Origin of the sequence: uncultured Cohaesibacter sp., assembly GCF_963556055.3 — a bacterium.
Classification (GTDB): Bacteria; Pseudomonadota; Alphaproteobacteria; order Rhizobiales; family Cohaesibacteraceae; genus Cohaesibacter.
Window position 1 is genome coordinate 143,861 of the sequence record NZ_CAUVYE020000023.1, and the last position, 25,781, is coordinate 169,641.

The 25,781-nt window shown below is 52.3% G+C and carries 19 protein-coding genes; 7 read left to right on the forward strand and 12 right to left on the reverse strand.

Annotated features, from left to right (window positions below; genetic code table 11):
* Positions 1–211 precede the first annotated feature (211 nt).
* The 4 genes from ACHZB8_RS16115 to ACHZB8_RS16130 form a co-directional block, all read right to left on the reverse strand.
* Positions 212–676 carry a TetR-like C-terminal domain-containing protein gene (locus ACHZB8_RS16115; protein ID WP_316861807.1) on the reverse strand — a complete coding sequence of 155 codons (465 nt, stop codon included), beginning with the start codon at positions 674–676 and terminating at the stop codon, positions 212–214.
* Positions 609–818 carry a TetR/AcrR family transcriptional regulator gene (locus ACHZB8_RS16120; RefSeq protein WP_316861808.1) on the reverse strand — a complete coding sequence of 70 codons (210 nt, stop codon included), beginning with the start codon at positions 816–818 and terminating at the stop codon, positions 609–611. The genes ACHZB8_RS16115 and ACHZB8_RS16120 overlap by 68 nt, the downstream gene beginning before the upstream one ends.
* Positions 819–1,020: 202 nt before the next feature.
* Positions 1,021–1,962, reverse strand: a complete 942-nt coding sequence (locus ACHZB8_RS16125) for a carbohydrate kinase (RefSeq protein WP_316861810.1) — start codon at positions 1,960–1,962, stop codon at positions 1,021–1,023.
* Between the two features lie 69 nt (positions 1,963–2,031).
* On the reverse strand, positions 2,032–3,048 hold the full coding sequence (locus ACHZB8_RS16130) for a LacI family transcriptional regulator (protein ID WP_316861812.1): 1,017 nt from the start codon (positions 3,046–3,048) through the stop codon (positions 2,032–2,034).
* 217 nt (positions 3,049–3,265) lie between these two features.
* Between ACHZB8_RS16130 and ACHZB8_RS16135 the strand changes: the two genes are divergently transcribed.
* Positions 3,266–3,946: a D-lyxose/D-mannose family sugar isomerase gene (locus ACHZB8_RS16135; RefSeq protein WP_316861813.1), complete on the forward strand. Its 681-nt coding sequence runs from the start codon at positions 3,266–3,268 to the stop codon at positions 3,944–3,946.
* Positions 3,947–4,077: 131 nt separating this feature from the next.
* Here the strand turns inward: ACHZB8_RS16135 and ACHZB8_RS16140 are convergent, their stop codons facing one another.
* The 3 genes from ACHZB8_RS16140 to ACHZB8_RS16150 all read right to left on the reverse strand — a co-directional run bounded on the left by ACHZB8_RS16140 (position 4,078) and on the right by ACHZB8_RS16150 (position 7,877).
* Positions 4,078–4,914 carry a glycerophosphodiester phosphodiesterase family protein gene (locus ACHZB8_RS16140; RefSeq protein WP_316861814.1) on the reverse strand — a complete coding sequence of 279 codons (837 nt, stop codon included), beginning with the start codon at positions 4,912–4,914 and terminating at the stop codon, positions 4,078–4,080.
* A gap of 127 nt (positions 4,915–5,041) precedes the next feature.
* The gene (locus ACHZB8_RS16145) at positions 5,042–7,021 is read right to left on the reverse strand and encodes a bifunctional 2',3'-cyclic-nucleotide 2'-phosphodiesterase/3'-nucleotidase (protein WP_316861815.1); all 1,980 of its coding nucleotides are present in this window, start codon (positions 7,019–7,021) and stop codon (positions 5,042–5,044) included.
* Positions 7,022–7,307: 286 nt separating this feature from the next.
* Positions 7,308–7,877, reverse strand: a complete 570-nt coding sequence (locus tag ACHZB8_RS16150) for a TetR/AcrR family transcriptional regulator (protein ID WP_316861816.1) — start codon at positions 7,875–7,877, stop codon at positions 7,308–7,310.
* Positions 7,878–7,981: 104 nt separating this feature from the next.
* Here ACHZB8_RS16150 and ACHZB8_RS16155 point away from each other — a divergent pair, with 104 nt between their 5' ends.
* Complete coding sequence (locus tag ACHZB8_RS16155; protein WP_316861817.1) at positions 7,982–8,860, forward strand: EamA family transporter; 879 nt, start codon at positions 7,982–7,984, stop codon at positions 8,858–8,860.
* A 158-nt stretch (positions 8,861–9,018) separates the two neighbouring features.
* Here the strand turns inward: ACHZB8_RS16155 and ACHZB8_RS16160 are convergent, their stop codons facing one another.
* The 5 genes from ACHZB8_RS16160 to ACHZB8_RS16180 all read right to left on the reverse strand — a co-directional run bounded on the left by ACHZB8_RS16160 (position 9,019) and on the right by ACHZB8_RS16180 (position 18,927).
* A complete protein-coding gene (locus ACHZB8_RS16160) occupies positions 9,019–11,463 on the reverse strand; it encodes a GH36-type glycosyl hydrolase domain-containing protein (RefSeq protein ID WP_316861819.1) in 2,445 nt (814 codons plus the stop codon).
* A gap of 414 nt (positions 11,464–11,877) precedes the next feature.
* Positions 11,878–13,056 carry an aminotransferase class V-fold PLP-dependent enzyme gene (locus ACHZB8_RS16165; RefSeq protein ID WP_316861820.1) on the reverse strand — a complete coding sequence of 393 codons (1,179 nt, stop codon included), beginning with the start codon at positions 13,054–13,056 and terminating at the stop codon, positions 11,878–11,880.
* A 230-nt stretch (positions 13,057–13,286) separates the two neighbouring features.
* On the reverse strand, positions 13,287–15,242 hold the full coding sequence (locus ACHZB8_RS16170) for an EAL domain-containing protein (RefSeq protein WP_316861822.1): 1,956 nt from the start codon (positions 15,240–15,242) through the stop codon (positions 13,287–13,289).
* A 495-nt stretch (positions 15,243–15,737) separates the two neighbouring features.
* A complete protein-coding gene (locus tag ACHZB8_RS16175; protein ID WP_316861824.1) occupies positions 15,738–17,816 on the reverse strand; it encodes a TRAP transporter permease in 2,079 nt (692 codons plus the stop codon).
* A gap of 106 nt (positions 17,817–17,922) precedes the next feature.
* On the reverse strand, positions 17,923–18,927 hold the full coding sequence (locus ACHZB8_RS16180) for a TAXI family TRAP transporter solute-binding subunit (RefSeq protein ID WP_316861826.1): 1,005 nt from the start codon (positions 18,925–18,927) through the stop codon (positions 17,923–17,925).
* A gap of 118 nt (positions 18,928–19,045) precedes the next feature.
* Here ACHZB8_RS16180 and ACHZB8_RS16185 point away from each other — a divergent pair, with 118 nt between their 5' ends.
* The 5 genes from ACHZB8_RS16185 to ade all read left to right on the forward strand — a co-directional run bounded on the left by ACHZB8_RS16185 (position 19,046) and on the right by ade (position 25,683).
* Positions 19,046–19,171, forward strand: coding sequence for a hypothetical protein (locus ACHZB8_RS16185; RefSeq protein WP_316861827.1), 126 nt, complete (start codon positions 19,046–19,048; stop codon positions 19,169–19,171).
* Between the two features lie 269 nt (positions 19,172–19,440).
* The gene (locus ACHZB8_RS16190; RefSeq protein ID WP_316861829.1) at positions 19,441–20,226 is read left to right on the forward strand and encodes a LytTR family DNA-binding domain-containing protein; all 786 of its coding nucleotides are present in this window, start codon (positions 19,441–19,443) and stop codon (positions 20,224–20,226) included.
* Positions 20,227–20,281: 55 nt separating this feature from the next.
* Entirely contained in the window at positions 20,282–22,000 is a 1,719-nt protein-coding gene (locus ACHZB8_RS16195) for a LytS/YhcK type 5TM receptor domain-containing protein (RefSeq protein WP_316861830.1), read from the forward strand.
* Between the two features lie 224 nt (positions 22,001–22,224).
* The gene (locus ACHZB8_RS16200; protein WP_316861832.1) at positions 22,225–23,655 is read left to right on the forward strand and encodes a carbon starvation protein A; all 1,431 of its coding nucleotides are present in this window, start codon (positions 22,225–22,227) and stop codon (positions 23,653–23,655) included.
* Between the two features lie 237 nt (positions 23,656–23,892).
* Entirely contained in the window at positions 23,893–25,683 is a 1,791-nt protein-coding gene (gene ade / locus ACHZB8_RS16205) for an adenine deaminase (RefSeq protein WP_316861879.1), read from the forward strand.
* The last annotated feature ends 98 nt before the right edge of the window (positions 25,684–25,781 follow it).

Consider the following 25,781-nt stretch of genomic DNA (forward strand, 5'->3'; position numbering starts at 1 on the left):
CAGAAACCTGACAACACACGCTAAAGTAAAATATTGTCAATTTTGACCATATATAGATAGAATCTACAACGACCACCATCAACTGAATTAGTACAATTCTGCAAGACTATTCACATTGAATTTTTTATGAAACGTTTCAGATGCTTGCACAATTCACAGCACGTGAAAATCCCGCGAGTTTGGCCGGCTCAAACTCGCGTTTCACCCGATGTCAGTACTCTGAGCGCATGACATGATAATAGTGAAATAACGGCATGACGACCACATCGACCAGTTCCGTAATCTGGTCCGAATTGACAGGTTGCAGCGTCATTGCAAACTCGCTTCGCAGCAAGTCAAAAGGCAGGAATTTCACTCGATTGGGAAGTGACCGGTTGGAGATTTCACCCCGCTTCACGGCATTGAGAAGAATTGTCTCCAACACCTCCTGCCCGTTGATTGCGATCTTCTCTCGCAGATCCTCGGGTTTGGTTTCCGTGGCGTTGAAAAAATCCAGCATTTGCGAGGTCATCGCCAACATCAGATGCCCCTTGCTTTCCGAAATCTGCGTAAGGAGAGAAATCAGATCGTCTCTCAAGGATGATGTATTCGGAGCGACCGGCTTGTTTTCACTGAAAATAGTGTAAAATGGCGGCTTCAAACAATTCGATTTTGTTGTTCCAGCGGCGATACACAACTGATCGGCTCGTTTTGGCTCTTTTAACTACGCCTTCGACAGTGAATTTCAGAAACCCCACATTCAGTGCTTCTTCCCAGGCTGCATCAAGGATCGCTCTTTCGAGAACATCTCCACGGCGGCGTGTCTTTTTTTCACTCACTCTTTCACCCTCAAACAAGGAACATGACCGTCTCTTATCAGCTTTCTTGCCATCCGACTTAAGATAGGAAACCGTCTTTTATATTGCAATGACTCAATGACGGCCTGTTTTTCTCCAGCCCAGACATTCAGATCCAAACAAAAAAATGCCGCACAATGACATGCACGGCATAATTGGCATTCCACTCAAGAAAGCTGGACGTTCAAAGCTCGCGCAACCAAGGCGGATTGGCCCCTTTGCGGGAAACCGTCACCGCAGCGACCTTTGCGGCAAACGCCATTGCCTCGGCAACATGGTCGATCGAAATCGATTTTAGAGCATCCTTGTCAAGCAGTCCCAGATCATGCAGTTTTGCCAGAACACCTGCATTGAAGGTGTCGCCTGCCCCAACGGTATCCGCCACGACCACTTTCTCCGAGGCGACCGAAACGTCCCGGCCATCGGCAAGATAGGCCGTCGCACCGTCTGCCCCTTTTGTTACCATGATGATCGAAGCCCCAAGATCTCTCAGTTCACTGACCTGAGCCTCAAGACCTTCGCAGTCCGGCAACAACCAGGCGAGATCCTCATCAGAAACTTTGACGATATCGCTGTTGGAAACCATATTGCGAATGCGAGCCCGGTAGATATCGGCATCCTCGATGAAACCCGGTCTGACATTGGGGTCCATCATCACCACATGATTGTCGGCCTCGCGCATCATCAGAGCCTCATAAGTCCGGGCGCAAGGCTCTACCGCAAGGCTGATTCCGCCAAAAAACAGAGCATCAATCGATGGAGGAACCTGCCCGACATCATCGATGGACAGCATGCGACCGGCCGAGTTCTCGTCATAGAAGTGATAGGTCGCATGTCCATCGACCAGCTTCACAAATGCAAGGGTTGTTGGCAGCTTGCTTTGCTTGCAAAGGCTGGAGCCAACATTGCTTTCCTGCAAAGTCTGTTTGATCTGTTCCCCGAAGAGGTCCGATGACAGGCCGGTGAGAAATTCGGTCCCAACCCCAAGCCGCCCAAGTGCGATTGCCGTATTGAAGACCGCACCACCCGAGCACGGTTGATAGGCCAGACTGTCTCCCTCACACATCACCGGTATCATGTCGATCAATGCCTCGCCACAACACAAGATCTTCGCTTCGTTACTCACCGCCACATCCTCCTTGTTTGTCTTTTGCTGCCTCAGTGAAACAATGATCGAGATCCTGTGTACGGGTCATCAATCGATACCGAAGCTGAAAATTGGTTTTTGAATATATTGCGACACATAGTCCGTATTGCCTTTCAAGACGGCCAGCATATTCTGTCCCATGAAACGACCGGCTTCCTGAATGTCCTCGAACACCCGATCAAGGCTGGGATCAATCTGCTCGACAATCGCACTGCTCGTCTTGACAACCGCATGATAGTCCCGCCCATGTTGCATTCCACAGTCTCGCAAGGCTGCATGCAGCCCCAGAAAACAAGCCTCTCCCGGACAGACGAATCCAAAGACCGTGCCCCGTTTTCTTTCCGCACAAAGAGCCTTGATCCATGCCTTGACCATCTCGGGCGGAGAATCCAGTGCCACATTGTCGGGAATCACGTGCTCAAGGCCCTCCTCGCTCACCGCCCGCATGAAGCCATAACGCAAATGCTGATGGAAGGTAAGCTGAGCCCTTGGCAGAATGATCGCCAGTTTGTTGCTACCCTTTTTGACCAACCGTTTTGCCGAAAAATAGGCGAAGCTGTCATTGTCGAAATCGACAAAATTGTGTTTCTGGGAAAAATCGGTTTGACCATGCGTCAGAAAGGGGAAGTCCTGCTCCATCAGATAGCGAACACGTTCGTCAAAATTACTTGTTCGCGTGAGCAGAATACCATCAGCCAAGCCATTCCGCACCAGTCGCTTGATTGGAGCCAGTTGATCATCGTCATCAAAGCTTGGCGTGATCGTGAGATGATAGTCAGTCCCGGCAACCGATTGTGAAATACCTGAAATCATCCGATTGCTGAAGCCGAGCATCTCATCATGAGGGTTGAGAATAAGGCTGATGACGCGCGTTTTTCCGGTCCTCAGGCGTTGCGCGGCCCGGTCCGGGACATACCCGATTTCCTCTGCCACCCTGGCAACTTCCACCCGCGTTGCTTCGGCGATTTTGGGATCCCCCTTCAGCGCACGCGATACGGTCGTGACGGCGAGTCCCATCTTTTTCGCTATCGTCTTTTGCGTCGGCTTGTTTTGTCCCTGCGGCATAGATCCTCATTACGCACGAAGTCGCGATCTGTCTCAGTCCTAACAGCTCAGAGAAGAGGGTATTTTCCCATCTGGATCAACCACTTTCCCAGACAGAGAGAAATTTATCCCCCAGCCATTTGTAACGATACAAATTCTTCTGCTTTCCGTTTATAGTCAACTCGACGCAAATTTCAAACACCAGACTTTTTGAAAGTCAAATCACAGGACACATGCAATGAAACGGTCTCTCATCAATGAAATTCTCAAAGAAGGTGATGCATTCATTCGCTCTTTCGGCTACACCCTGCCGCCCTTTGCCTACCTGACGCCCGAACAGATGAAAGAATCGGATCACAGCCTTTATGTCGAGCGCTCGATGGGCTGGGACATCACCGACTACGGAATGGAAAAATTCGATGAAATGGGCCTGTTCCTTTTCACTGTCAGAAATGGCATTGCAGCCGATCTGAAAAAGGGCACCGGCATGCTGTATGCTGAAAAGATCATGATCAGCCGTCAGGATCAGTATTCGCCAATGCATCGCCATATGCTCAAGGCAGAGGACATCATCAACCGCGGTGGGGCCAAGCTGGTGCTTGAGCTATTTGCTCCGAATAAAGAGGGCAAGATCGACCGCGAGAGCGATGTGACCGTTCCGGTTGATGGCCGTCTGGTCACCCTGCCCGCAGGAGGCCTGCTCAAGCTTGATCCGGGTGAAAGCGTCACCCTGATGCCCGGTGTCTGGCACGCTTTCTGGGGTGAAGGCGGAGATGTCCTGATCGGTGAAGTCTCAACGGTCAATGACGACAAGACCGACAACTGGTTCGAACAGGAAATCGGTCGCTTCTCAAATATCGAGGAAGATGAAGCCCCGGTCCATTTGCTTGTGTCTGATTACGATACATATCTGGCCTGATTGCAGCATCGCTGATTGAAGCAACCGAGAAACCAACTGGCGACAGGGCAATCCCTGTCGCTCCCCCTTCCCTGCCGCACCAGCCTTGGCCCGGAAGCGACGTCATCGCCCTACAGGCGCGGGGCAGCATTTTACAGAGCAAAATGAGCATAGAAAGCATCAGGGTCATCGGTGGTGATCTGATCGGCTTTTAGCGCCAACAGGCGTTCTATTTGCGGACATGTGCTCTCATCAATCGTCCTGATGGTCCATGCATCGACCTGTTTGCCTGCGTCGTGAAAGGCACCGATCATGTCAAACCCGGCCCTGTCAGCTGCAAGCACAAACTGATACTCAAGATAGATCATCGAGGCCCACGGTGCCGTTTCAAGCGTATCGCGAACCAGACCCGCAAAATCACCGCTTTCCAAGACAGCCAGCACAACATCTTCCTTGCAGGGATCATATCCGACCGGCAGATCCTTCACGGCATCGGCAAGAGCCCGGACAGCAGCGCTGTCCATGCCTGACAGGATCATATGGCGGGCGACCGGAGCAATGGTCCGTGCGAATATTCCGATGCTGTTATCATGAAAGGCCTCGAGTTCGTCTTTCATGTCCAGTTGCAGCACAGCGCCTTCCCTGACAGGCCCTTTGACAACAAGGTCGGCCAGATCATCAAGCATCATGACCCGCTCGCCGCTGTCCTCCCCTTTCACGTCAAGGATGTGCAAACCACGCAGATCGTCACTTGATGTCTCATTGACCGGCCCGAAGCCTGTGGTGGACTGTTCAAGCCTTTCGTCATGCAGCACGACAAAATTGCCAGAACCATCCACTTGCAGATCAATCTCGACACTGCCGCCTGCGCCCATGCAGTCTCGAATGCGGGAGCCGGTGAAAGGCGTATCGAGTTTATTGCGTCGGGCTCGGTGCCATTTCAGGAGAGTTCTGTGCCCATTCCGCTCGATAGCAACCGGAGTATTCATGATCATTTCCTAGCCATTTGACCTTTTGAGCCCAAGCCATCGCTCCCCCAAAAAGCCCCCGCGCATTACAAAACAACGCGCGGGGAATTGATTTCAAAGTCCGCTGGCTAAACCAGCGCCCCTCCCCTTAAAGAGAGATGCGATAGACGCCGAAGCCAGCTTCGTTGGTTTTGCCAGTTGCTTCGATCTTGACCGCCGTTACGTCCGCAACATGAGCCGCAGCCTTTGGCCTGGTCTCGAACAGAACAGACGTGCCCGCCAGCGGAGCCAGCGACCAGTTGCTGTCAGCCGATGGGTTCACCGTGCCTTTTTCAACGATATATCGGACAATAACGTCACGGTTTGTATCCGGTGCTGTCAGAATGATGGTCGAGCCATCATTACCCGGGAAGTGCCCCCCGCCACCAGCACGATAGTTGTTGGTCGCAACAACAAATTCAGCCGCCAGATCAATCGGTTCGCCTTTATACATCAGATCGACAATACGATTGGCAGCCGGATCGACCACTTCCTTGCCGTCAGATGAGTATTTGGAGGGCTGGGAAATGTCGATCTTGTAGGTAACCCCATCGATCACATCGAAATTGTAGGATGGGAAGTCCGGATTGAGCAAAGGCTGATCCTGTTTGCCCGGCTCGATCTGATTGAAGATACCGGCAGAGCGTTCAAGCCAGTCCTTGACCTGCTGACCGGTCACTTTCACCGCGCGAACGGTATTCGGATACAGATAAAGGTCGGCGACATTCTTGATCGCCACAGGACCAGCGGCCACATCGGTGTAATAGTCGGGACCACCACGACCACCGCATTTGAATGGAGCGGCTGCGGAGAGCAGCGGCAGACCTTCATATTCGGACCCTTTAAGCATCTGTTCGGTATACCAGATCTGCGCGTTGGCAACGATCTGAACCGATGGATCATCGGCAACCAGCGCGAAATAGGAATGAAGAGCCGATGCTGCTTCGCCGACCGGACGGCGGATATAGTCAAGCGTTTCATCATGGGTTTGCTGCACGGGAGCAAGAACGGAGGCAACGCTTTCAACCAGCGGAATATTCTTGCGATTCTCGCGTTTGTAGATCGGCCTTGCTTCAGACACGTGAGACGCAATGGCCCATTTGCCATCTTCGTTCCGCTCCAGCAGCAAATCGATGAGGCCCATGTGAGAACCCCAGAAGCCAGCCATGACCGCAGGCTTGCCCATCAATGTGCCTTTTTCATTGTCGACCCCTTTGAGGTCGGCATAGTCACGCGGGAAAACCCGATGATGGTGACCGGTGAAGACCACATCGATGTCCTTGACACCTGCCAGATAGAGCGAAGCATTTTCCATGCCTTCGGAATAGCCGTTGCCATCGATGCCAGAGTGACAAAGCGCAATGATCAGCTCTGCCCCCTCTTCCTTCATCTGCGGCACATAGGCTTCCGCGGTTTTGACGATATCGCGGGTCATGACCTTGCCTTCAAGGTTGGCCATATCCCAGGTCATGATCTGCGGTGGAACAAAGCCGATAAAGCCAAGCTTGATGCTATGGTCATTGCCTTCACCATCCTTGATCGTCTTTTCAAGAATTTCATATGGCTTGATCAGGGTTTTGTCCTTGAGCGGGTCGGAACCAAGCTCGGCACCCATCGCGATGTTGGCGCAGACAAACGGGAAATTCGCACCAGCCAGAGACTTGTTGAGGAAATCAAGGCCATAGTTGAATTCATGGTTGCCCAGGGTCGCCATGTCATAACCAAGCGTGTTCATGGCAGCCATCATCGGGTGGATCTGATCCCCCTTGAAACCACGCTCATAGGCAACATAGTCACCCATCGGGTTACCCTGAATAAGGTCGCCATTGTCGAGCAGCATCGAGTTGGTGGCCTCGGCGCGGATATCGTTGATAAGCGCAGCCGTGCGCGCTAGACCGGCACTATCGGTTGGACGGTCACCATAATAGTCATAGGGGAAGATCGCGACATGAATGTCCGTGGTTTCCATCAAGCGCAAATGCGCCTGACCTGCCTTGGCGAAGGCGGAGAATGGGTGCAGAGCGATAAGGGCACCTGCGCTGGCGGCGCCAGCAAGGAAGCTACGGCGGGAAATCGAAAGTATCGACATTGAAGTGCGCTCCTGAAAATGAGGGAAATCCCGAATTTGGGGCAAGCATTATTGGCAAAGTGGATCTATCTGAATTTTAAACCCATCTTCAGTCCTTGTCTGGCAAGACAGGACCGTCCCATCCTGTCCTTTTGACACGATAAGATCCAGCTTTTTATTGGCCCTTATTGTGACGCTCTCGTGACTTTCCATCGCGCAAAAAGGGAAAGAAACGGACGAACGCAAAGAAATGCGATTATCCCGCCCAACCGCTCTCGCCCCGCTCAAAGATGATCGAGAAAAGTCATCATTTTACAGTGTGATCCCTCGGCAAACCTTTCAGGAAAATCCCAACCACAAGAGAGACATGAGTCATGATTTCATCTCTCGGCAAAGGAGACCGTCGCCCCATCAGCACCCTGTTCCGTTCTGACAACAACATGGAAATGAATATCTGCGCGATGCTCCCGGCGTCTGGCAACTCCAATCTTTTCTCCAGAAAATCGGACAATTCATCAAACCAGCGTGATTGCGCATGCTTAGCAAACAGCTCTCGCAATTCTTCGCTCTTCCAGCTTTCATTCATGACAAGGCGAAAGAAGGAGAGATTTCTCTCTCCCATGTGGGCGGTCAAAAACGCAAGGCCAAATTGATGAAGTTCTTCCTCCAATGCACTGTTACCAAAGGAAAATCCGCTTCGCTCCTCTCCCATCCCCGAAATCAGACCGGCAAACAGATCGGCTTTTGAAGGACAGTAGCGATAAACGGTTTGCTTGGTGACCCCTGCCTCCTCGGCAACGGCATCCATCGTTGTTCCTTCATATCCATGACTGAGAAACAGCCGCTCGGCAGCCGCGTAAATAGCTTCTCTTTTCAAGCGAAGTTTCTCGGCTGCTTTCATAATGATTCAAAACTCCTTGCAAATCATACTAAACAGTATTATATTCAATTTTCTTGAAATACAAGTCAGGATTTTCCTTTATGTCTAGTCACGAAAAAGGGTTTGGCTATCTCGTTATAGCTGCGATCTTAATGAGCCTCGATTCGGTTTTTATCCGTCTCTCCGGGCTTCAGGGCTTCGCTCCCTCCTTTCTCTTCGGCGTCTTTTCTCTCCTCTCCATGACCCTTGTCACCAAGTGGCGTGAAGGCTCCGTCAGCCGAGCGGTCAAAGCTGGTGGATATATGCTCTTTGTGTCAGGTGCCATCATGGGCGTCAGCGGAACCACCTTCACTCTGGCGGTACAACATACCACCGTTGCCAACGTCTTGTTGATATCAAGCCTTGCTCCCTTTTTCTCGGCAGTCTTCAGCTGGATATTCCTGAAAGAAAAAATCAAGCTTCACACAGGATTTGCAATCATCCTTTCGGTGATCGGCATGTATGTCATCGTCAGCGGCTCCCTTTCCAGCGGCGGGTTCACCGGTGACCTTCTCGCACTCGTCTGCGTCGTCGCGGTTTCGCTCAATTTCGTTGTCTGGCGGCGCTTTTCAAATATCAGCCGGTCTCTGGTCATTGCCGCCGGAGGCTTGTTCATTGCCCTCTTCTCGGTCGGCTTCGTCAAAGTCGCGGACTTTGACATCTATGGCATTCTCGTGATGATGATCATGGGGCTTGTCTCTGCTCCGGTCGGACGCATGTTGATGGCCATGGCGACCCGCCTCATCCCAGCCCCCGAAGTGAGCCTGATTTCTCAGATCAAGATTGTCATCGCCCCCCTGATCGTCTGGGCGATTTTCAGGGAAGTTCCAAGCCAGGCGACCTTTATTGGCGGCAGCTTCATTCTTCTTGCCGCGCTTGGACACCCGCTCGTCAATCTGTTTTTGTCGAAGCGGAACCCGGCTCCGGTTCCGGCAGAATGAAGAACAACCGAGCAAATCGACCCGGATGACCAGTTCCGGTTCAAGATCAGCGACCATAAACGCGACCAGATAAAAAAAGCGCAGCCCTTCACAGGACTGCGCTTTTCAACTTCCAGAAAACTGGAGCCGAAATGGCATCAGATCCAGCCGTCAATTCTTCAACCGATCAGAACATCGATTGTGACTTTGGAGTCTCCCTCTGCTGGCAACGGCACGAGAGTCCCTTTGATCTGTTTGCCATTCACCGACAAGCGAACGTCATTGCCAACCCCTTGCCGGATGACTGAAATGTCATAGGTCACACCGCGGAAAACGCGCTGAACCTTGAAGTCAGCCCACCGTTCCGGAATGACTGGCGCAATCCGCAAGCCATCATAGTCGGGACGAATACCCAGGATCCACTGGGTTATGGTGTAATAGTTCCAGGCAGCCGTACCGGTCAGCCATGAGTTTTTCGCTTCGCCGTGACTTGGAGCATCCCGGCCCGCAATCATCTGCGCATAAACATAGGGCTCGAGCCGATGCACATCGGAAATGCCTTCGCGTGCGGACGGGCAAATTCGGCTGTAATAGTCGAACGCCGCATCCCCATCGCCCAGCATCGCCTCGCCAATCGCAACCCAAGGGTTGTTGTGACAGAAGATACCGGCATTTTCCTTGTATCCCGGAGGATAGGTGGAGATTTCACCATACTCGATATAGTAGCGGGAATAGGCCGGTTGCTGAAGCACGATCCCGTGCGGTGTTGCCAGATGCTTGGCGACCGAGTCGAGCGCCTTGCGGGCTTTGCCATCCTCAAGACCAACCCCTGCCAGAACACAGAATCCCTGAGGCTCGATGAAGATCTTGCCCTCTTCATTCTCATAACTGCCGACCTTGTGACCAAAATCGTCATAGGCCCTCAGGAACCAGTCACCATCCCAGCCATGCTCGCCAATAGTGGCTTTCATATCCTCCGAAAGCCGACCGTAATAGGCGGCGTCTCCATCTTTTCCGACGACCTTCGCAATATCCGAAAGCTCCTTGGTAGACAACACCATCAAGCCGGCAATAAAGATCGATTCCGCTGTCGTGCCTTCCTTGCTGGTTGTCGTCTGGAAGCTCTCGCCCGGTGTCTCGGAGAAGCAGTTGAGATTCAGGCAATCGTTCCAGTCGGCGCGCCCGATCAATGGCAGGCCATGTGGCCCCATCCGCTCTTCCGCATATTGCAGCGAGCGTTTGAGATGCTCATAAAGCGGCTCTTCGGTGCCCGGCTGACAATCAAACATCACCGGTTCTTCAAGAATGGAGAAATCCCCGGTTTCCTTGAGATAGGCAGCCACCCCGATCACCAGCCAGTGCGGATCATCGTTGAAATCACCACCGATATCATTGTTGCCCTTTTTCGTCAGAGGCTGATATTGATGGTAAGCGCCACCGGATGACAATTGCGTCGCTGCAATATCAAGAATGCGCTCGCGCGCCCGCGACGGAACCATATGCACAAACCCAAGCAGATCCTGGTTGGAATCGCGGAAGCCAAGACCACGCCCGATACCAGACTCGAAAGACGAGGCCGAGCGGGACATGTTGAAGGTTGCCATACACTGGTAGGCATTCCAGATATTGACCATGCGGTTGGCATGCTGATCCGGACAGGAGAGCTGATAGACGCCAAGCAGAGAGTCCCAATGCGTGCCAAGAGCAGCAAAGGCCTCATCCACCTTGTCGGCATCAAGATAGGTGTCGATCACCGGCTTGACGGTCTTCTTGTTCAGAATCTGCGAGTTTGGCGGATCAAACTTGTCGTCTTTGTCATTCTCGTGATAACCGAGCACAAAGATGACCTGCCGGGTTTCACCAGCCTCAAGGCGAAGTCGTACGTGATGCGAGCCAATCGGTGACCAGCCATGAGCGATGGAATTGCGCGACTTGCCTTCCAGCACGGCGCCGGGTTTGTCCCATCCGCGCCAGGCACCAAGAAAATCTTCGCGCTGTGTATCAAAACCTTCAATGTCCTCGGAACAGGCAAAATAGGCAAAATGATTGCGGCGCTCGCGATATTCGGTCTTGTGATAGATGACACCTTCTTCAACTTCCACCTGACCCGTTGACAGGTTGCGCTGAAAGTTTGTGGAGTCGTCAAGAGCATCCCACAGGCAGAATTCAACGGAGGAAAAGAGCGACACATCAGCGGCTTGCAGCCGCTCATTGCTGACAGTAACCTGCCAGATCTCCAAGGTTTCGTCCAAAGGCACGAAATAACGGGTAGAGGTGCGAATGCCAGACCGCTTTGAAGAGATGACCGAATAGCCCATACCATGGCGGCAGCTATAGTCCTCAATCTCAGACTGCATCGGCATCCAGGACGGCGTCCACACATCGCCATTTCCATTGTCGCGCATATAGACATAGCGACCACCAAAATCATTCGGCACATTATTGTAGCGCCCGCGCGTAAGACGTCTTAGCCGCGCATCCCGATAATAGGAATATCCACCAGCCGTTGCGGACAGAATCCCGAAATAGCTTTGGCATCCAATATAGTTGATCCAGGGAAGAGGTGTATCCGGGCGCGTAATGACATATTCGCGAGCCTGATCGTCGAAATATCCATATTTCATGCTGGTGTCCTGTAATGATGGGAGCCTGTCGTCGGATGACCTCTAAGGTATATCATTCTTTCGAAGACAGCTCCATTCCTCCAAGTATCGCCTCCCTATCATACTAGACAGAAAGTTGGAAGTGAAACGTTTCAGATTTTTCATTTATATCAAAAAAATGCAATATTTGAAAAAAATTACTTGGGTTACCGTCCTCAAATCTTGCTCTGACAAAGCTCGAAATGGCAAAGATCTTTGGATAAATATACCAATCACGAGCAAGTCGAAGACGAACTCGACACTATCGTGGCGCTTCGAGCTGGAGGGCAGACAAACTCGCAGGGAAAAGCGTGCGGGCAAAAGGAAGCAAGACCCGCTCGGAGAGTGGCGCCATATGGCAAAGCGCCACCCACCGGGACTTGAAAATACTGTTCGCTAATTCGAAAGACAGGAATCCAGAACCTCGATAAATCGGGCAAGATCCTCTTCGTCATTCCAGAGATGGGGAGCAAGACGAATTTTGCCGTTCCGGATGCTCACATGGACCTGTTGAGCAGCAAGCCGGGCATGCAGATCGTCCGGCGCATACTCGGGAGGCATACAGCCGAAATAATGCTGGCTGCGCAATTGCTCCGAAGGAACATCAAATCCTCTTTCAGACAAAAGCTTTGCCAGATAAGACGTCTTTTGCGCAAGAGAGGCTTGAATTTTGTCGACGCCCAAATGATTGATGAGCCGGAGAGACGCCAACAGCATCGGCATCAACTGGAAATTCACCTTTTCCCCCATGTCAAAGCGTCTCGCCCCTTCAGCATAAGGAGGCGTTTCACCTGCAAACGAACGCGCGGGCTCGAGCCTGTCCATGACGCCTTCCTCAAGCGGGACACCATCCCAGTTTCTCGGGGCCACATAGAGCCCTCCAAGACTGTAAGGCCCAAGCAGCCATTTGTAACTTGGTGCGACAGCATAATCAGGATCAATCACCGCCACATCAAAGGGCAAGGCACCAAGACTCTGGGTAAGATCAAGCACAAGCACCGCTCCAACCTCATGTGCGCGCTTGGAAACCGCAAGAAGATCAATCGGAGTCCCATCGGTCCAATGAACAGCTCCAATCGCGACGACAGCGGTTGAGGCATCAATAGCGTCCAGCAGAGGGCCCGTAATCTCTCCTTTATTCTCGCCAGATGCGACCCGACGGACAACAACCAGATCGGCCTCGCAAGCCCCGCATTTCCGCTCCCAGATAAACCGGTTGGACGGGAACTGTTCCTCGACAACAATGACCTTCTGAGATTTGCCAAGCTCAATGTTGTTTGCGGCGATGGCGATACCGTAAGAGCAAGCGGGAATGATGGCGACACAATCCGATGTAGAGTTGAACAGTTGTGCAAACTCCGCCCGAACCGCTTCAACTTCGGCAGAAAACATTGCAGGCGCCGCCTCCCAGGGACGAGCCTTTCTCATGACACCCTGTTGCCCCGCCGCGGCAACACTCTCGTGCATGGGGGACATCTGGGCACAATTCATCCAGACGACATCTCGCGGTAGTTGAAATTCGCCCCGCATGTCGTGAAGAATCATCGGGTTTGGCTGGGTGTTGAGATCTGCCATGATGGTTTGACTTTCTGAAAACGCACTCAAATCAAGAGAATTGCGATTGACTGGAAGAATGAAAATTGTGCAGGCATTCCGTTGAGGAAATATGCGGAATGGATAGATCGTGACGCGATATACGGGCAATCACCCGGTACTATAGCGCAGCTATTCGCACACGACCAGCCTTCCCCGAGGGAGTGCTCCCATTCAGATCTCACAGGAAGGGGAACGCCTGCCAATGACGTTCAGGCACTGTTTTCAATGCAGCTGGCAGAGCCATCCGAAGCTGGAAGAAATCGCCATAGCTCTTGCGCCGGAACAGGTGGCGAATAGTAATATCCCTGCACGACTTGCCCACCCATTTGCTTGAGCAATTGCAGCTCCACCTCTGTTTCAATCCCTTCAACGATACAACCGAGCCCCATCTCCTGACTGAGAGACAAAAGAGATTTCACAATTTTGTAGCTGGCCGGTTTGTTATCGAGCCCTGAAACAAAACTCCGGTCGATCTTGATCTTTGTAATGGGAAGGTTCCGCAACTGACTGAGGCAGGAATATCCCGTTCCGAAATCATCAAGCGAGATACCGCACCCGAGCCCCTTCAATGTCTCGATGGCATTCAATGAACGAGACAGATTCCCGATGACCGCAGTCTCGGTGATTTCGAAATCAACACGATGCGGACTAAAGGAACTGTTCATCAGGATGCTGGTCAGGGCCAGTATTTTTTCCGGCGAGCCTAGATCATGAACCGAAAGATTGAACGACAATCGGATCTGCAAAGGCCACTGTTCCGCCACTTTCAAAGCCTTCTTGAGCAAAATCTGGGTTATTTCACAAATCTGTCCCGACTGCTCGGCAAGCGGAATAAACACGGAGGGAGACATCGAGCCGATTTTTGGATTGTGCCAACGAGCCAGAGCCTCAAAGGCAATTGCCTGACCGGAATGCACGTTGACGATCGGCTGGAAATAGACTGTCAACTCTTCTTCCAGATCAGCAGTGCGCAAGGCCTGGGCAACGCGCGCATCCGCCTCGATCTCGACCGCCTGTTCTTCGTTGAACAGCACCGGATTGCCACGATTGTTATGCTTGCTATGATATAGCGCATAGTCTGCGCTCTCATACAAGGCAACTGCGCTGTCTGCGACTTCAGGAAAGACCGCATAGCCAATCGATCCGGAAATACGAACAATCTTGTCTTCAATTTCAAAAGGTTCATTCAGAACACTGCAAAGCTTCTCGCCCAGCAGAAGCAGCTCGAAATCGGAAGACCTGTTGGGAACAAGCAGTGCAAATTCGTCCCCTCCAAGCCGTGAGACCAGAATATCCGGGTCAGTCGTATCCAACAGCCTCTCGGCCACCAGACGCAGCAATTGATCCCCGGCATTATGCCCGTAAAGATCATTCACCGCCTTGAAACCATCAAGATCAACGATACCAACCGCAAGCCGATGCCCTTGCGACTTTGCAAAGGCAACTTCGCTTTCCAGTTTGCTGAAGAACAGACGCCTGTTTGCGAGCCCCGTCAAACTGTCCTGGTTCGCCAAGATCTTGTTGTGGTTACTTGCCTCCTGAAGAGCCAGTTTCACGAATACTGTTTCAGCAAAGCGCTTGGACTGAAAATAGACAACCGTCAGAAGAAGCAGATTAACGACAATGAGATTTATCGCCATTGCTATATGACCGGGATCGTGCGTCAAGAACAGCCGGGAGATCAAAGGCACATACACGATCAAGGCGGTTTGAATGGCAATAACTCTCAAATTCATGAGAAAAACGACAATACAAACACCCGACATCGCCATGAAATAGGTAACATTCACGCGAATGTCATAGGCGCTGTGTTCGAACAGATAGAGCGCCCATGCGGTAAAGATCACGGGGAGAGCAATCGTCCCAATCTTTGTTTGCAACAGCTCCCGCTTGGCCTGCTCAAAGGTGACCAATTCAGGTCTGCTATCAAACCAGAAATAAACCCGGAACAACACAAACACGGCAAACAGGGCCGGAGGAATAAACACGACGGGGACCATATCGAGACCACGACAAGTAATCGCGATTCCCCAAAGACTGCTTATCAGGATCAAATAGATAGTGGGAATGAAGCGCGAACAGGACTCATATTGCGCCATGATCAGCTCTCGGCTTCCATCCATCTTTTCCGATATGGAAAAACGTGGGATTTGACTGACCTTCATCCCCAACACTGCCATTTTCCTTTCGCGACCAACAAAAGAAAGATTACAGAAGGAGTATGAATCAATCATTTATGTGTATTTCAATTATATATATTGATATAAAAAATAGATTTATCAAAAATACCATTGTAAAAATTGCTTATATTAGCAAAAAATTCAAAGATATATATTCTATTTCAGATTAATATTGACACATAAAACCAATTATATTTCCAACGCCTCATCATAAATTGGTTTCAGGCAAATCGTTACATATTCACTCAAATTCTCCAAGATTTTCAATTTCGAATACTGTCTCGAACTTGTTTATCAATTGCTTAGCCCCATCGATCCTCAATGAGGAATGATAGCAGGCCATGGTCAAAATCGAGACAACACAAAGAAAAGGCGGCCAGCATTACCTGCTAGCCGCCATTCTCAATAATCATCCATGAAGGCACACGCACACCTCAAGGAAGAAGCATCAGGAAAACACAACCTGAAGCATCGGCCGTTTTATGCCCTTTGAGTTATCCGCGGGACCAATTGACGCAGAGCGACCGGCACCACCAGAACCAATCCTATGGCCGTTGCCAAAAAGTTTGGTGCCACAAGAAGAATTGCAGCAACAATCAACACCAGTCTTTCAAACCAATAAAGGCTTGCAAACAACCAGCCAGAAACCGCGGACGCAAGCACCCAGATTCCAAGAACCGCACCACTGAAGGCAATGGCGAAGGCTGTCCAGGTAAACCCGTCGGTTACAATCAGCAAAGCTGGCTGGAACGCAAAGACAAAGGGAACAAGAGCCTTTCCCATACTGAGCCGGAAGGCGGTATTGCCCGCCTTGAAGGCGTTGGCCCCTGCTATACCCGCACCGGCATAGGCCGCCATGGCAACCGGGGGCGTCACATCTGCAAGCACGCCATAATAGAAGACGAAATAGTGAGCGACCATCTGCTGCACGCCCAGCATGCCAAGGATTGGCGCAGCGACAGCGACCATGATGATATAGTTGGCAGTTGTCGGAATACCGCACCCCATGAGAATACAGACCACCGCCGTCAACATCAGCGTGAACAGGAGGGTGAGCGCAGGCACTGTCATCAATTCGAACGGCAGGAAAGCAATCAGATCATGAATCGACGTCGCCCACCCCTGTGCAATGCTGGTCACCATATAGGCGATCTTGAAGCCAACACCTGTCAGCGTAACGACACCGATCACGACACCAACCAGAGCCGCCGCAGAGGTGACCGACAAGGACTGCTTGGCCCCCAGAATGAAGCCTTCGAAAACTTCATGGAAGGTCCCCTTGAGGCCACCGACAATTCCGGACTTCTGAATCTGCTGGATTGCCAGAACCACGATACAGGCGGAAATGGAATAAAAGGCAGCAGCAAATGGCGTGCGGCCAGACAGAAGAACGGCAACGAGAATGGCCAGGGGAACGATGGACAACCACCCCTCTTTGAGCACCTTGAAGGCGTTGGGCAGCTCTGAGGCGGACATGCCACGCAACCCAAGACGCCGCGCCTCGAGATGAACCTGCACCAGAACGCCGAAGAAATGCATGAAAGCTGGCACGAGAGCGGCTGTCAGGATGGTTGTCAGCGGCACGTTGAGATATTCGATCATCAGGAAGGCAACAGCCCCCATGACCGGTGGTGTAATCTGGCCGCCCGTAGACGCGGCGGCTTCAACTGCGGCCGCGAAATGGCGCGGATAGCCGATGCGGATCATCGCCGGAATGGTCAGGGCACCGGTTGTCACAGTGTTGGCAATCGAAGAGCCGGAAATCGAACCCAGCATTGCCGATGACAGCACGGACACCTTCGCGGGGCCTCCGGCATAACGCCCGGCCAATGCGGAGGCAACATCGATGAAGAGTTGTCCCAGTCCGATACGCGTCGCCATGACCCCAAACAGCACGAAGTGGAACACATATGTCGCGATCACGCCAAGCGCCGTGCCGTAGATCCCTTGCGAGGTCAGATAGAGATGGTTGACAATATTGGCCCAGCTCGCCCCCGGATGCACCAGAATCCCCGGCATCGACTTGCCGAAATAGGCATAGGCGATGAACAGGATCGCAATCACGGGCAAGGGCCACCCCATCGAACGACGTACAGCCTCAAGCAGGACCACGATCATGATCGTGCCCATCAGTATATCAATCGGCAGAGGGTTGCCAACACGGAAGGCCAGATCGGAGTAGATCCACGGAACATAGAGCGCACTGACCACTCCGGCAAACGCAAAAACCCAGTCAATCAGCGGCAGTCCGAACGGTGCCAGCAGACCGGGTTTGACAGTTTTCTTGCCGAAAGCGGAAAAACTGAGAAAGACCACCAGCAAGGTGACGCCGAGATGCATGCCCCTGTGAACGGTTGCCTGAGGAATCCCGAAACCAGCGGTATAATAATGGTAGCAGGAGAGAAGAAAAAGAATGATCGCAGAGATGACTGTCAAAGGCCAAGCCAGAACACGAAATCGCAATTCGGGATCAAATTCTTCCTCGATTGCCTGAAGCTCATCAGCCGTTAATTGGCGGATGTCCTCGGTTTCGCTTTGTTTTCCGCTGTCCCCTGTCATCACCTGCTCTCCCGTCATCTGTTACAGAAAAGGGGCGGGATTTCCCTCGCCCCCATTATTTGTTCAGAGCTGGAGCTTTATGCCCCAACCGATGCCAAACTGAGGCTTATTTCAACAAGCCTGCTTCTTTATAGAATTTTTCAGCACCCGGATGCAGAGGAATACCAACACCGTTAAGCGCGGTATCTGCGGTGATCATTTTGCCTTTGGCATGACCGGCATCCAACAGTTTGCGGGTGTTTTTGTTCCACAGAGCTTTGGTAATATTGTAGACCAGTTCTTCTGGCTGATCTGCACTGGTTACCCACTGGGCACCAACGGAAAGCGTTTTGACGTCTGCGCCATTGCCTTCATAAGTACCAGCAGGGATGAGGTCCGGACCGAAGAATTTGAAATCTTCGCAGATTTTCGGAGCTTCTTCGCAGGTAATAGGTACCAGTTTGACGTCATGCTGGCTTGCCAATTCGGAAATGGCACCGGCAGGATATCCGCCTACAAAGAAGAAAGCATCCATGGCACCGTCGCGCATGCGGTCAGCAGCCTGATCGGGTTTGAGATATTCTGGCGTGATGTCTTCTTCAGTCAGACCATAGCCATTGAGGATGATTTTTGCGTCAACAAGCGTACCGGATCCCGGCTCATCAAGTGACACGCGTTTGCCTTTCAGATCAGCAACGCTGGCAATGCCGGATTTGGCACTTGCGACAAGGTGGATGCTTTCAGGATAAAGGTTCGCAATTGCGCGGAGTTTATCAACTGCGGGTTTGCCTTCCCAGATGCCAGTTCCTGTGTAGGCCCAGGTCGCAACGTCGGACTGGGAGAAACCGGATTCCAGAGTACCGCCTGATATGGCGTTGATGTTGGCAACAGAGCCGTTGGCAGAGAGAGCTGACGCGATCAGGCCAGGAACGCCGCACGAACCGCCTTTGTCACATGGACGAGAGCCCGGTGGGTTGGAAATCGCGTTGGCAAGAAGCCCACCAATCGGATAGTAGGTGCCGGACGTCCCGCCCGTACCAATGCGGAAGAATGCCATATCTTGAGCACAAGCAGCTGAAGCAGCAAGGCCAAGCGCAATAGCTACGCCGGTAAAAATTTTAAAATGTTTCATATTATCTCCTAACCTCCACTGAATTGACCAAAAAACGTTACCCTATCCAAACTGATATGCCAAGTTGAGTGTGAACGGAAAATTCCGCACACGAGCTCTTCGAATACTAGCAAAAAGGATGAGTTTACAAGTGCCTGAAAAGCTGATCAGCGAAAGATCGATCCCCGTCGCTTCCTTCACACGCACCCTGATCTGCGAAAATGAGGCCTTGAGCGATATCGATACCGGGAGATTTGCCGTGTGACGCGAGGTCAAGCAGTTTCCATCGCAACTCACATCCCCCCATTAATCTCACTTCATGCCTCTTTCAACTTTGGATAAAATTCAAACAGGCTCAATCAGCAAAGCCAAATCTCGACCCAGCACCCCGCAAAATTACCTAAGCCCTAATAGTCTGTGGCTGGAAGGACCAGCCTAATCTAAATCTGGATAAACAAAATCGCCTTTCGCCAGAAATAACAATAACGCGAATTCACAACCCCATCGAAAGACGCTTTTTTTCTTGGAGTGAAAATGCAAGTCAGGTGTTTGATTGTCGATGACGAAAAGCCCGCCCGGGATGAGCTGCGCTTTCTGCTTTCCGAGCAGGAGAGCATTGACGTTGTGGCGGAAGCGGAATCTGCCGAAGCAGCCATCAATCTCAGTCGGTCAATAAGACCCGATGTCATCTTTCTCGACATTCAAATGGGGCGTCAGACCGGCTTCGACGTCATCCGAACCCTGATGCAGGAACAAGAAAACCCGCCCCTGTTCGTGTTTGTGACGGCTTTTGACTCCTATGCCGTGGATGCCTTTGAAGCAAGCGCAGTGGACTATATCCTCAAGCCCGTATCGGAAGCGCGTCTTTCGACAACGCTGAGCAGGATCAGCAAGCTGATGACAGAGAGAGGAGATCCGCTCAAGCAAAAGCTGGAGCATTTACTGGCCCAGGTTTCAAACAAGCCGAACATGCAGCCAGCCCATACTCGTATTTCGGTGGAAACCAAGGGCAGAATCCGTCTGGTTGATCCGGAGGAAATTGTCTATTTCGACTGCGAAGACAGCCGTATCATTGCCCATACCAAAAACGGTGAGATGCCGATTTATGGCATTTCCAGCATGGATCGGCTGGAAGACCACCTTTCAGGTAGCAGCTTTTTCCGTGCGCACCGCTCGACCCTTGTCAATCTGAATGCCATTCGGGAATTCAGCCCCTGGTTCAACGGTAAATACAGCCTTGTCATGACGGATCAAAAACGCAGCGAGTTGACAATAAGCCGATCGCGCGTAAAGGACTTCAAACTCCGTTTGGGACTGTGAGCCTTCCAGCGCTCGCCAAACATGATACTGAATTGGAAAAGGGAGCTAGCCAGACATGTCGATTGTCGCTCTGCTGACATTCTTGCTCAAGCAGGTCGCACTGCTTGTCGCCGGCGCATTTGTCATCCTGACCCTTTCTCCCGTTCAGGATATCAACTTCAGCCGCGCGAGCCTGTCCAACCGCCTGTTTCTGATCATTTTTTTCGGCATTCTGGGTATTCTGGGCACCTATGGTGGCAACGAGATTTTCAATTCCTTCGCCAACCTCAGGGCAATGGCTGTCGTCACGGCCGGACTGTTTGGCGGGCCGGTCGTGGGCCTTGGTGCAGGACTGGTTGCGGGCGGGCATCGGTTTCTGATTGATCCGTGGGGCTTCTCGGCTCTTTCCTGTGCATTGGCAACCATCTTGGAGGGCCTCGCCGCTGGCCTGATGCGCCGATGGTTGAAGGAACGGGCCATGGACTGGACTGTCGCCTTCTTCCTCACCATTCTCGGTGAAACCATGCATATGGGCCTCGTGCTGTTGCTCTCGCAACCCTTTGAAGAAGCGCTTGCCCTGGTGCAGGTCATCATGCTGCCAATGCTCATCGGCAACGGTCTGGGCACCGTCCTTTTTGTACATGTCATCAAGTCCATTCAAGCGCTGAGAGAGAGGAAGGCATCGGACCATACGCAAAAGATTTTCGAGATTGCCAACAGCACGGTCAGCCACCTGCGCTTTGGCTTGAACGAAGACAGTGCGAAGGCCATGTGTAACAGCATTCTGGAGCGATTACCCGTTGCTGCGGTGTCCGTCACTGATGCCAATCTCGTTCTGGCTCATGTCGGAGAAGGCAGCGACCATCATTTGCCCGGAGAACCCTTTGTAACCAAAGCGACCGCTCAGGTCATCGTCACTGGCGAGCCCATATTTCTCAAAGAGCAATCCCTGATCGGTTGTAGTGATCGTCATTGCCCCTTTACCTCCGCCATCATCGTGCCTTTGAAAAAGAATGACCATATTGTCGGTACTCTCAAATTCTACGGCTCGGCCAAGCAGGAACTGAACAGCTTCCTTTTCGAAATTGCCAAAGGATTGACCGATCTGTTCTCCATCCAGCTTGAATTGCAGGATATCCAGATCAAGGACCGCCTTCTGGCTCATGCCGAAATCAGGCATCTTCAGGCCCAGATCAACCCACATTTCCTGTTCAACTCTCTCAACACAATCGCCTCCTTCTGCCGTACGGCTCCGGACCGGGCGAGAGAGTTGATCCTCGATTTGTCATTTTACATGCGCAAAAATCTGGATTCGAGCAAAGGCTTCGTCCGCCTTGCTGACGAACTGGATCAGGTCAACTCCTACCTCGCCATCGAGAAAGCCCGGTTCGGAGAGCGCATAAAGGTTCAGATGGATGTCGAAAAGGGGTGTGAAGACTGGCCGATTCCTTCCCTGATCATCCAGCCGCTGATCGAGAATGCGGTCAAGCACGGCCTGCGCATGAAAGCGGAAGGTGGAACGCTCGGCCTGAAAATCAGCCGACAAGACACCACGCTGTCGGTCGTCGTATATGACGATGGTGTCGGCATCCCGAAAGATGTCATGTCGTCGCTTCTGGAGAAAAAGCCTCTGGAAGCCCAACAGGGTGGCGTCGGACTGCGCAATTCCAACCTGCGCCTTGAACATATCTATGGTCAGGATCACGCGATGGACATTTCCAGCCAAACCCATGCCGGAACGCGCATTCAGTTTTCCATTCCATACCGTGAAGAACTGTTACCCAAAGTATCCTGATTCCTTTTGGGAAAACTGCCCGGTTTACCCCGGATCTTCCAGCAAAAAACGCGATTACCGATAAAGCAGAAGATGCATTTGGGACCGGTGCAAGTGCATTTCAGCCCGCCAAAGCGACCTTCCAGATGCATTTTCTTGGTGGTTCAGACTTTGTTAACTAGGGTCCGGCCTCAGGGAAGAAGAGCAGCCCGAAAATTCGGACTGCTCATGAATGGAGGAACGGTATGCTTTATTTCCTGACATGCGTCGCGATATTGATTCTCGGCTATTTCACCTATGGCTATTTTGTCGAAAAGACATTTGGTATTGAGCCTGAAAGAAAAACACCTTGCTGGACCAAGGAAGACGGCATTGACTATGTCAATATGCCAACCTGGAAGGTCTTCTTTATCCAGCTGCTTGATATTGCTGGTCTGGGCCCTGTCATCGGTCCAATTCTCGGTGCACTTTATGGCCCGCAGGCCCTGCTCTGGATTGTCTTCGGCAGCATCCTGGCCGGCGGCGTTCATGACTATTTCTCTGGCATGTTGTCCGTACGTAGCGGCGGCAAATCCATCCCGGAAGTTGTCGGCGATGAAATGGGCCAGTTTGCCCGTCAGGTCCTGAGGGTTTTCTCTGTTATTCTGCTGTTGCTGGTTGGTGTGGTCTTCATTCTTGGCCCGGCAAAACTGCTCTCCAACATGACAGGCCTCAACGTGCAGCTGCTGGTCGGCCTGATCTTCATCTATTATTTCATCGCAACCATCCTGCCAATCGACAAGATCATTGGTGGTCTTTATCCGATTTTCGGTGCCCTTTTGATGTTCATGACCATCGGCATCACCATCGGTCTGATCTGGCATGGCTATGAATTCCTGCCGAACAAAGACTTCTCGGTCAATGTTCATCCGAAAGATCTGCCACTGTTCCCGCTGCTCTTCATCACGCTGAGCTGTGGCGCATTGAGCGGCTTCCACTCGACCCAGTCGCCTCTGATGGCCCGTTGCATGCGCAACGAGAAAAACGGTCGTCAGGTCTTTTATGGCGCAATGATTGCCGAAGGCATCATCGGTCTCGTTTGGGCAACTGCCGGCATGACCTTCTATGACAGCCCAGAAGCTCTTCAGGCTGTGATTGCTGCTGGGTCTCCAACCGCCGTTGTCAACGAAGTTTCCACCAGCCTCCTCGGCGTAGTCGGCGGCTTCCTGGCAATCCTCGGCGTTGTTGTTCTGCCAATCACCAGTGGCGATACCGCTTTCCGGTCAACACGTCTCATTCTGGCTGAAGCTCTCAATCTCGATCAGGCAAAAATCAACAAACGCCTCTTGATCGCTCTGCCGCTGTTTGCAGTTGCCTTCGTGATCTCGCTGGTCGACTTCAACATCATCTGGCGTTATTTCGGCTGGTCCAACCAGACCCTGTCCATGCTGGTGCTCTGGAGCGCGGCTATCTGGCTGGCTCGCAAAGCCAAATTCCACTGGATTGCAACGGTGCCTGCCGTCTTCATGACAGCCGTTGATGCAGCCTTCATCCTGCAAGCTCAAATCGGCTTCAACCTGCCAACTAATATTTCCAATATTGGTGGTATCGTGATTGCGATTGCCTCTCTGGTCGCCTTCCTTGTGATGGTGCGCCCGACAGATGATGTCGCAGGACAGGAAACCCCTGCCGAATAGGCGTGTGTGACGGGGCGCAAACGCGTCCCTCATCACCGAATAACCTGTATAAGACAGAGCCGCGCCGGACTTGCACCGGTGCGGCTTTTTGTTTGCGCTTTTTCCACTTGGCATCTGGAAGATAACCTTCAGGCAGGATAGTTTATGCAAATCACTGCGCCGCTTTGCCCTTCCCTCAAGGCAACCCAGCCAGGTGCGCCCAAGAAAACCAAGGTCTATAACAAATTCGGAGGTCCCATGCCCATTCCAACCTGGTCCGACTGTGCCCCATTGCTTGTCGATGTTGCCATGGGACGCAAAGCAGCTGACAGCGTCTTGCGCCGTGGCAAATGGGTCAATGTGCACTCGGGTGAAATCATCGATGGAATAGATGTGGCCATCGTAAGCGGACGCATTGCCTATGTGGGAGCCGACGCCAGCCATACCATCGGCGAGAAGACCGAAATCATCGACGTCAACGGTCGCTATATGGTTCCCGGCCTGTGCGACGCGCATATGCATGTCGAAAGCGGCATGGTGACGGTTACCGAATTCTGCCGGGCCGTCATCCCCCATGGCACGACCTCGATGTTCATCGACCCCCATGAAATCGCCAATGTTCTCGGCCTTGAAGGGGTGAGGCTGATGCATGACGAGGCGGTGGATATGCCGATCAATGTGCAGGTACAGGTCCCCTCCTGTATCCCGTCTGCTCCGGGCCTTGAAAATGCCGGTGCCGAATTCGGCGTTCCCGAGGTGACCGAAGCGCTGACATGGCCGCAAAGCTGCGGCCTTGGCGAGATGATGAATTTCCCCGGCGTAGCCATGAACGATCCCAAGATGCTTGGCGAGATCGGCGCGACCCAGAAGGCAGGAAAAACCGTCGGAGGCCATTTTGCATCCCCTGATCTCGGTTTGATGTTCCATGGTTATGTTGCCGGTGGGCCTGCCGATGATCATGAAGGAACACGCAAGGAGGACGCTATTGCCCGCGTGCGACAGGGCATGCGCTCGATGCTGCGGCTCGGCTCGGCCTGGTACGATGTCGCCGCACAGATCAAGGCGATCACCGAAGATGGGCTTGATCCGCGTCATTTCGTGTTGTGCACCGATGACAGTCACTCCGGCACGCTGGTCAATGACGGCCACATGAACCGTGTTGTCCGGCATGCCATCGCGCAGGGACTGAAGCCGATCACGGCCATCCAGATGGCGACCATCAACACCGCCGAGCATTTCGGCATGGAACGGGATATCGGCTCGATCACACCGGGTCGCCGGGCCGACATCATCATCACTTCAGATTTGCCCAGCCTGCCAATCGAGCTTGTCATTGCGCAAGGCAAGCTTCTGGCAAAAGATGGCACCCTTGTTGCCGACATCCCAGCCGCCAGCTATCCCGACTTTGCCAAAAACACCATCAAGCTTGGCAAGCCGCTACAAGCGACGGATTTCGATATCAAGGCACCTGAGGGCGCAAACGAAGTCACGGCCCGCGTGATCGGGGTCATTGAAAATCAGGCGCCAACCAAGGCTCTGGAAGCAGCCCTTTCTGTCAAGGACGGTCTGGTCCAGATGGATGACGAGAAAGATGTCTGCCAGATCGCGCTGGTAGAGCGACACAAGGCAACCGGTGGGGTTGTCAATGGCTTTGTTTCGGGCTTCGGCTACAACAAACCCTGTGCGATGGCTTCCACGGTCGCTCATGACTGCCATCACATGATCATCGTCGGAACCAGCAAACAGGACATGGCGCTGGCAGCCAATCATTTGGCCAATGTTGGCGGAGGCATCACCATTTTCTCTGAAGGCAAGGAACTGGCCACTGTCGAGCTGCCAATCGCGGGACTGATGTCCGATGAGCGGGCGGAAATCGTGGCTGAAAAGGCGTCAAACATGGTCAAGGCGATGCAAGCCTGCGGCTGCGATCTCAACAATGCCTATATGCAACATTCGCTCCTGGCCCTGGCCGTCATTCCGGAAATCAGAATTTCGGACATGGGCATTATCGATGTAACCAGGTTCGAGAAGGTGGATTTGTTCCTCTAGGCCTCAATTTTGACGTCTTGTTGCTTTTCTCGTTCACCAAATTGCAAGGCGGGTGCTTCATGCTCCCGATTGCCTCAGATCGCTTTATTCAACAAGCA

Coding starts and splice junctions, on each gene's coding strand:
- ade (WP_316861879.1), top strand. CDS start 23,893: ATGCCCATTCCAACCTGGTCCGACTGTGCCCCATTGCTTGTCGATGTT.
- ACHZB8_RS16130 (WP_316861812.1), bottom strand. CDS start 3,048: ATGCCGCAGGGACAAAACAAGCCGACGCAAAAGACGATAGCGAAAAAG.
- ACHZB8_RS16145 (WP_316861815.1), bottom strand. CDS start 7,021: ATGTCGATACTTTCGATTTCCCGCCGTAGCTTCCTTGCTGGCGCCGCC.
- ACHZB8_RS16185 (WP_316861827.1), top strand. CDS start 19,046: ATGAGTTTACAAGTGCCTGAAAAGCTGATCAGCGAAAGATCGATCCCC.
- ACHZB8_RS16175 (WP_316861824.1), bottom strand. CDS start 17,816: ATGACAGGGGACAGCGGAAAACAAAGCGAAACCGAGGACATCCGCCAA.
- ACHZB8_RS16135 (WP_316861813.1), top strand. CDS start 3,266: ATGAAACGGTCTCTCATCAATGAAATTCTCAAAGAAGGTGATGCATTC.
- ACHZB8_RS16155 (WP_316861817.1), top strand. CDS start 7,982: ATGTCTAGTCACGAAAAAGGGTTTGGCTATCTCGTTATAGCTGCGATC.
- ACHZB8_RS16200 (WP_316861832.1), top strand. CDS start 22,225: ATGCTTTATTTCCTGACATGCGTCGCGATATTGATTCTCGGCTATTTC.
- ACHZB8_RS16180 (WP_316861826.1), bottom strand. CDS start 18,927: ATGAAACATTTTAAAATTTTTACCGGCGTAGCTATTGCGCTTGGCCTT.
- ACHZB8_RS16160 (WP_316861819.1), bottom strand. CDS start 11,463: ATGAAATATGGATATTTCGACGATCAGGCTCGCGAATATGTCATTACG.
- ACHZB8_RS16140 (WP_316861814.1), bottom strand. CDS start 4,914: ATGAATACTCCGGTTGCTATCGAGCGGAATGGGCACAGAACTCTCCTG.
- ACHZB8_RS16190 (WP_316861829.1), top strand. CDS start 19,441: ATGCAAGTCAGGTGTTTGATTGTCGATGACGAAAAGCCCGCCCGGGAT.
- ACHZB8_RS16165 (WP_316861820.1), bottom strand. CDS start 13,056: ATGGCAGATCTCAACACCCAGCCAAACCCGATGATTCTTCACGACATG.
- ACHZB8_RS16170 (WP_316861822.1), bottom strand. CDS start 15,242: ATGAAGGTCAGTCAAATCCCACGTTTTTCCATATCGGAAAAGATGGAT.
- ACHZB8_RS16195 (WP_316861830.1), top strand. CDS start 20,282: ATGTCGATTGTCGCTCTGCTGACATTCTTGCTCAAGCAGGTCGCACTG.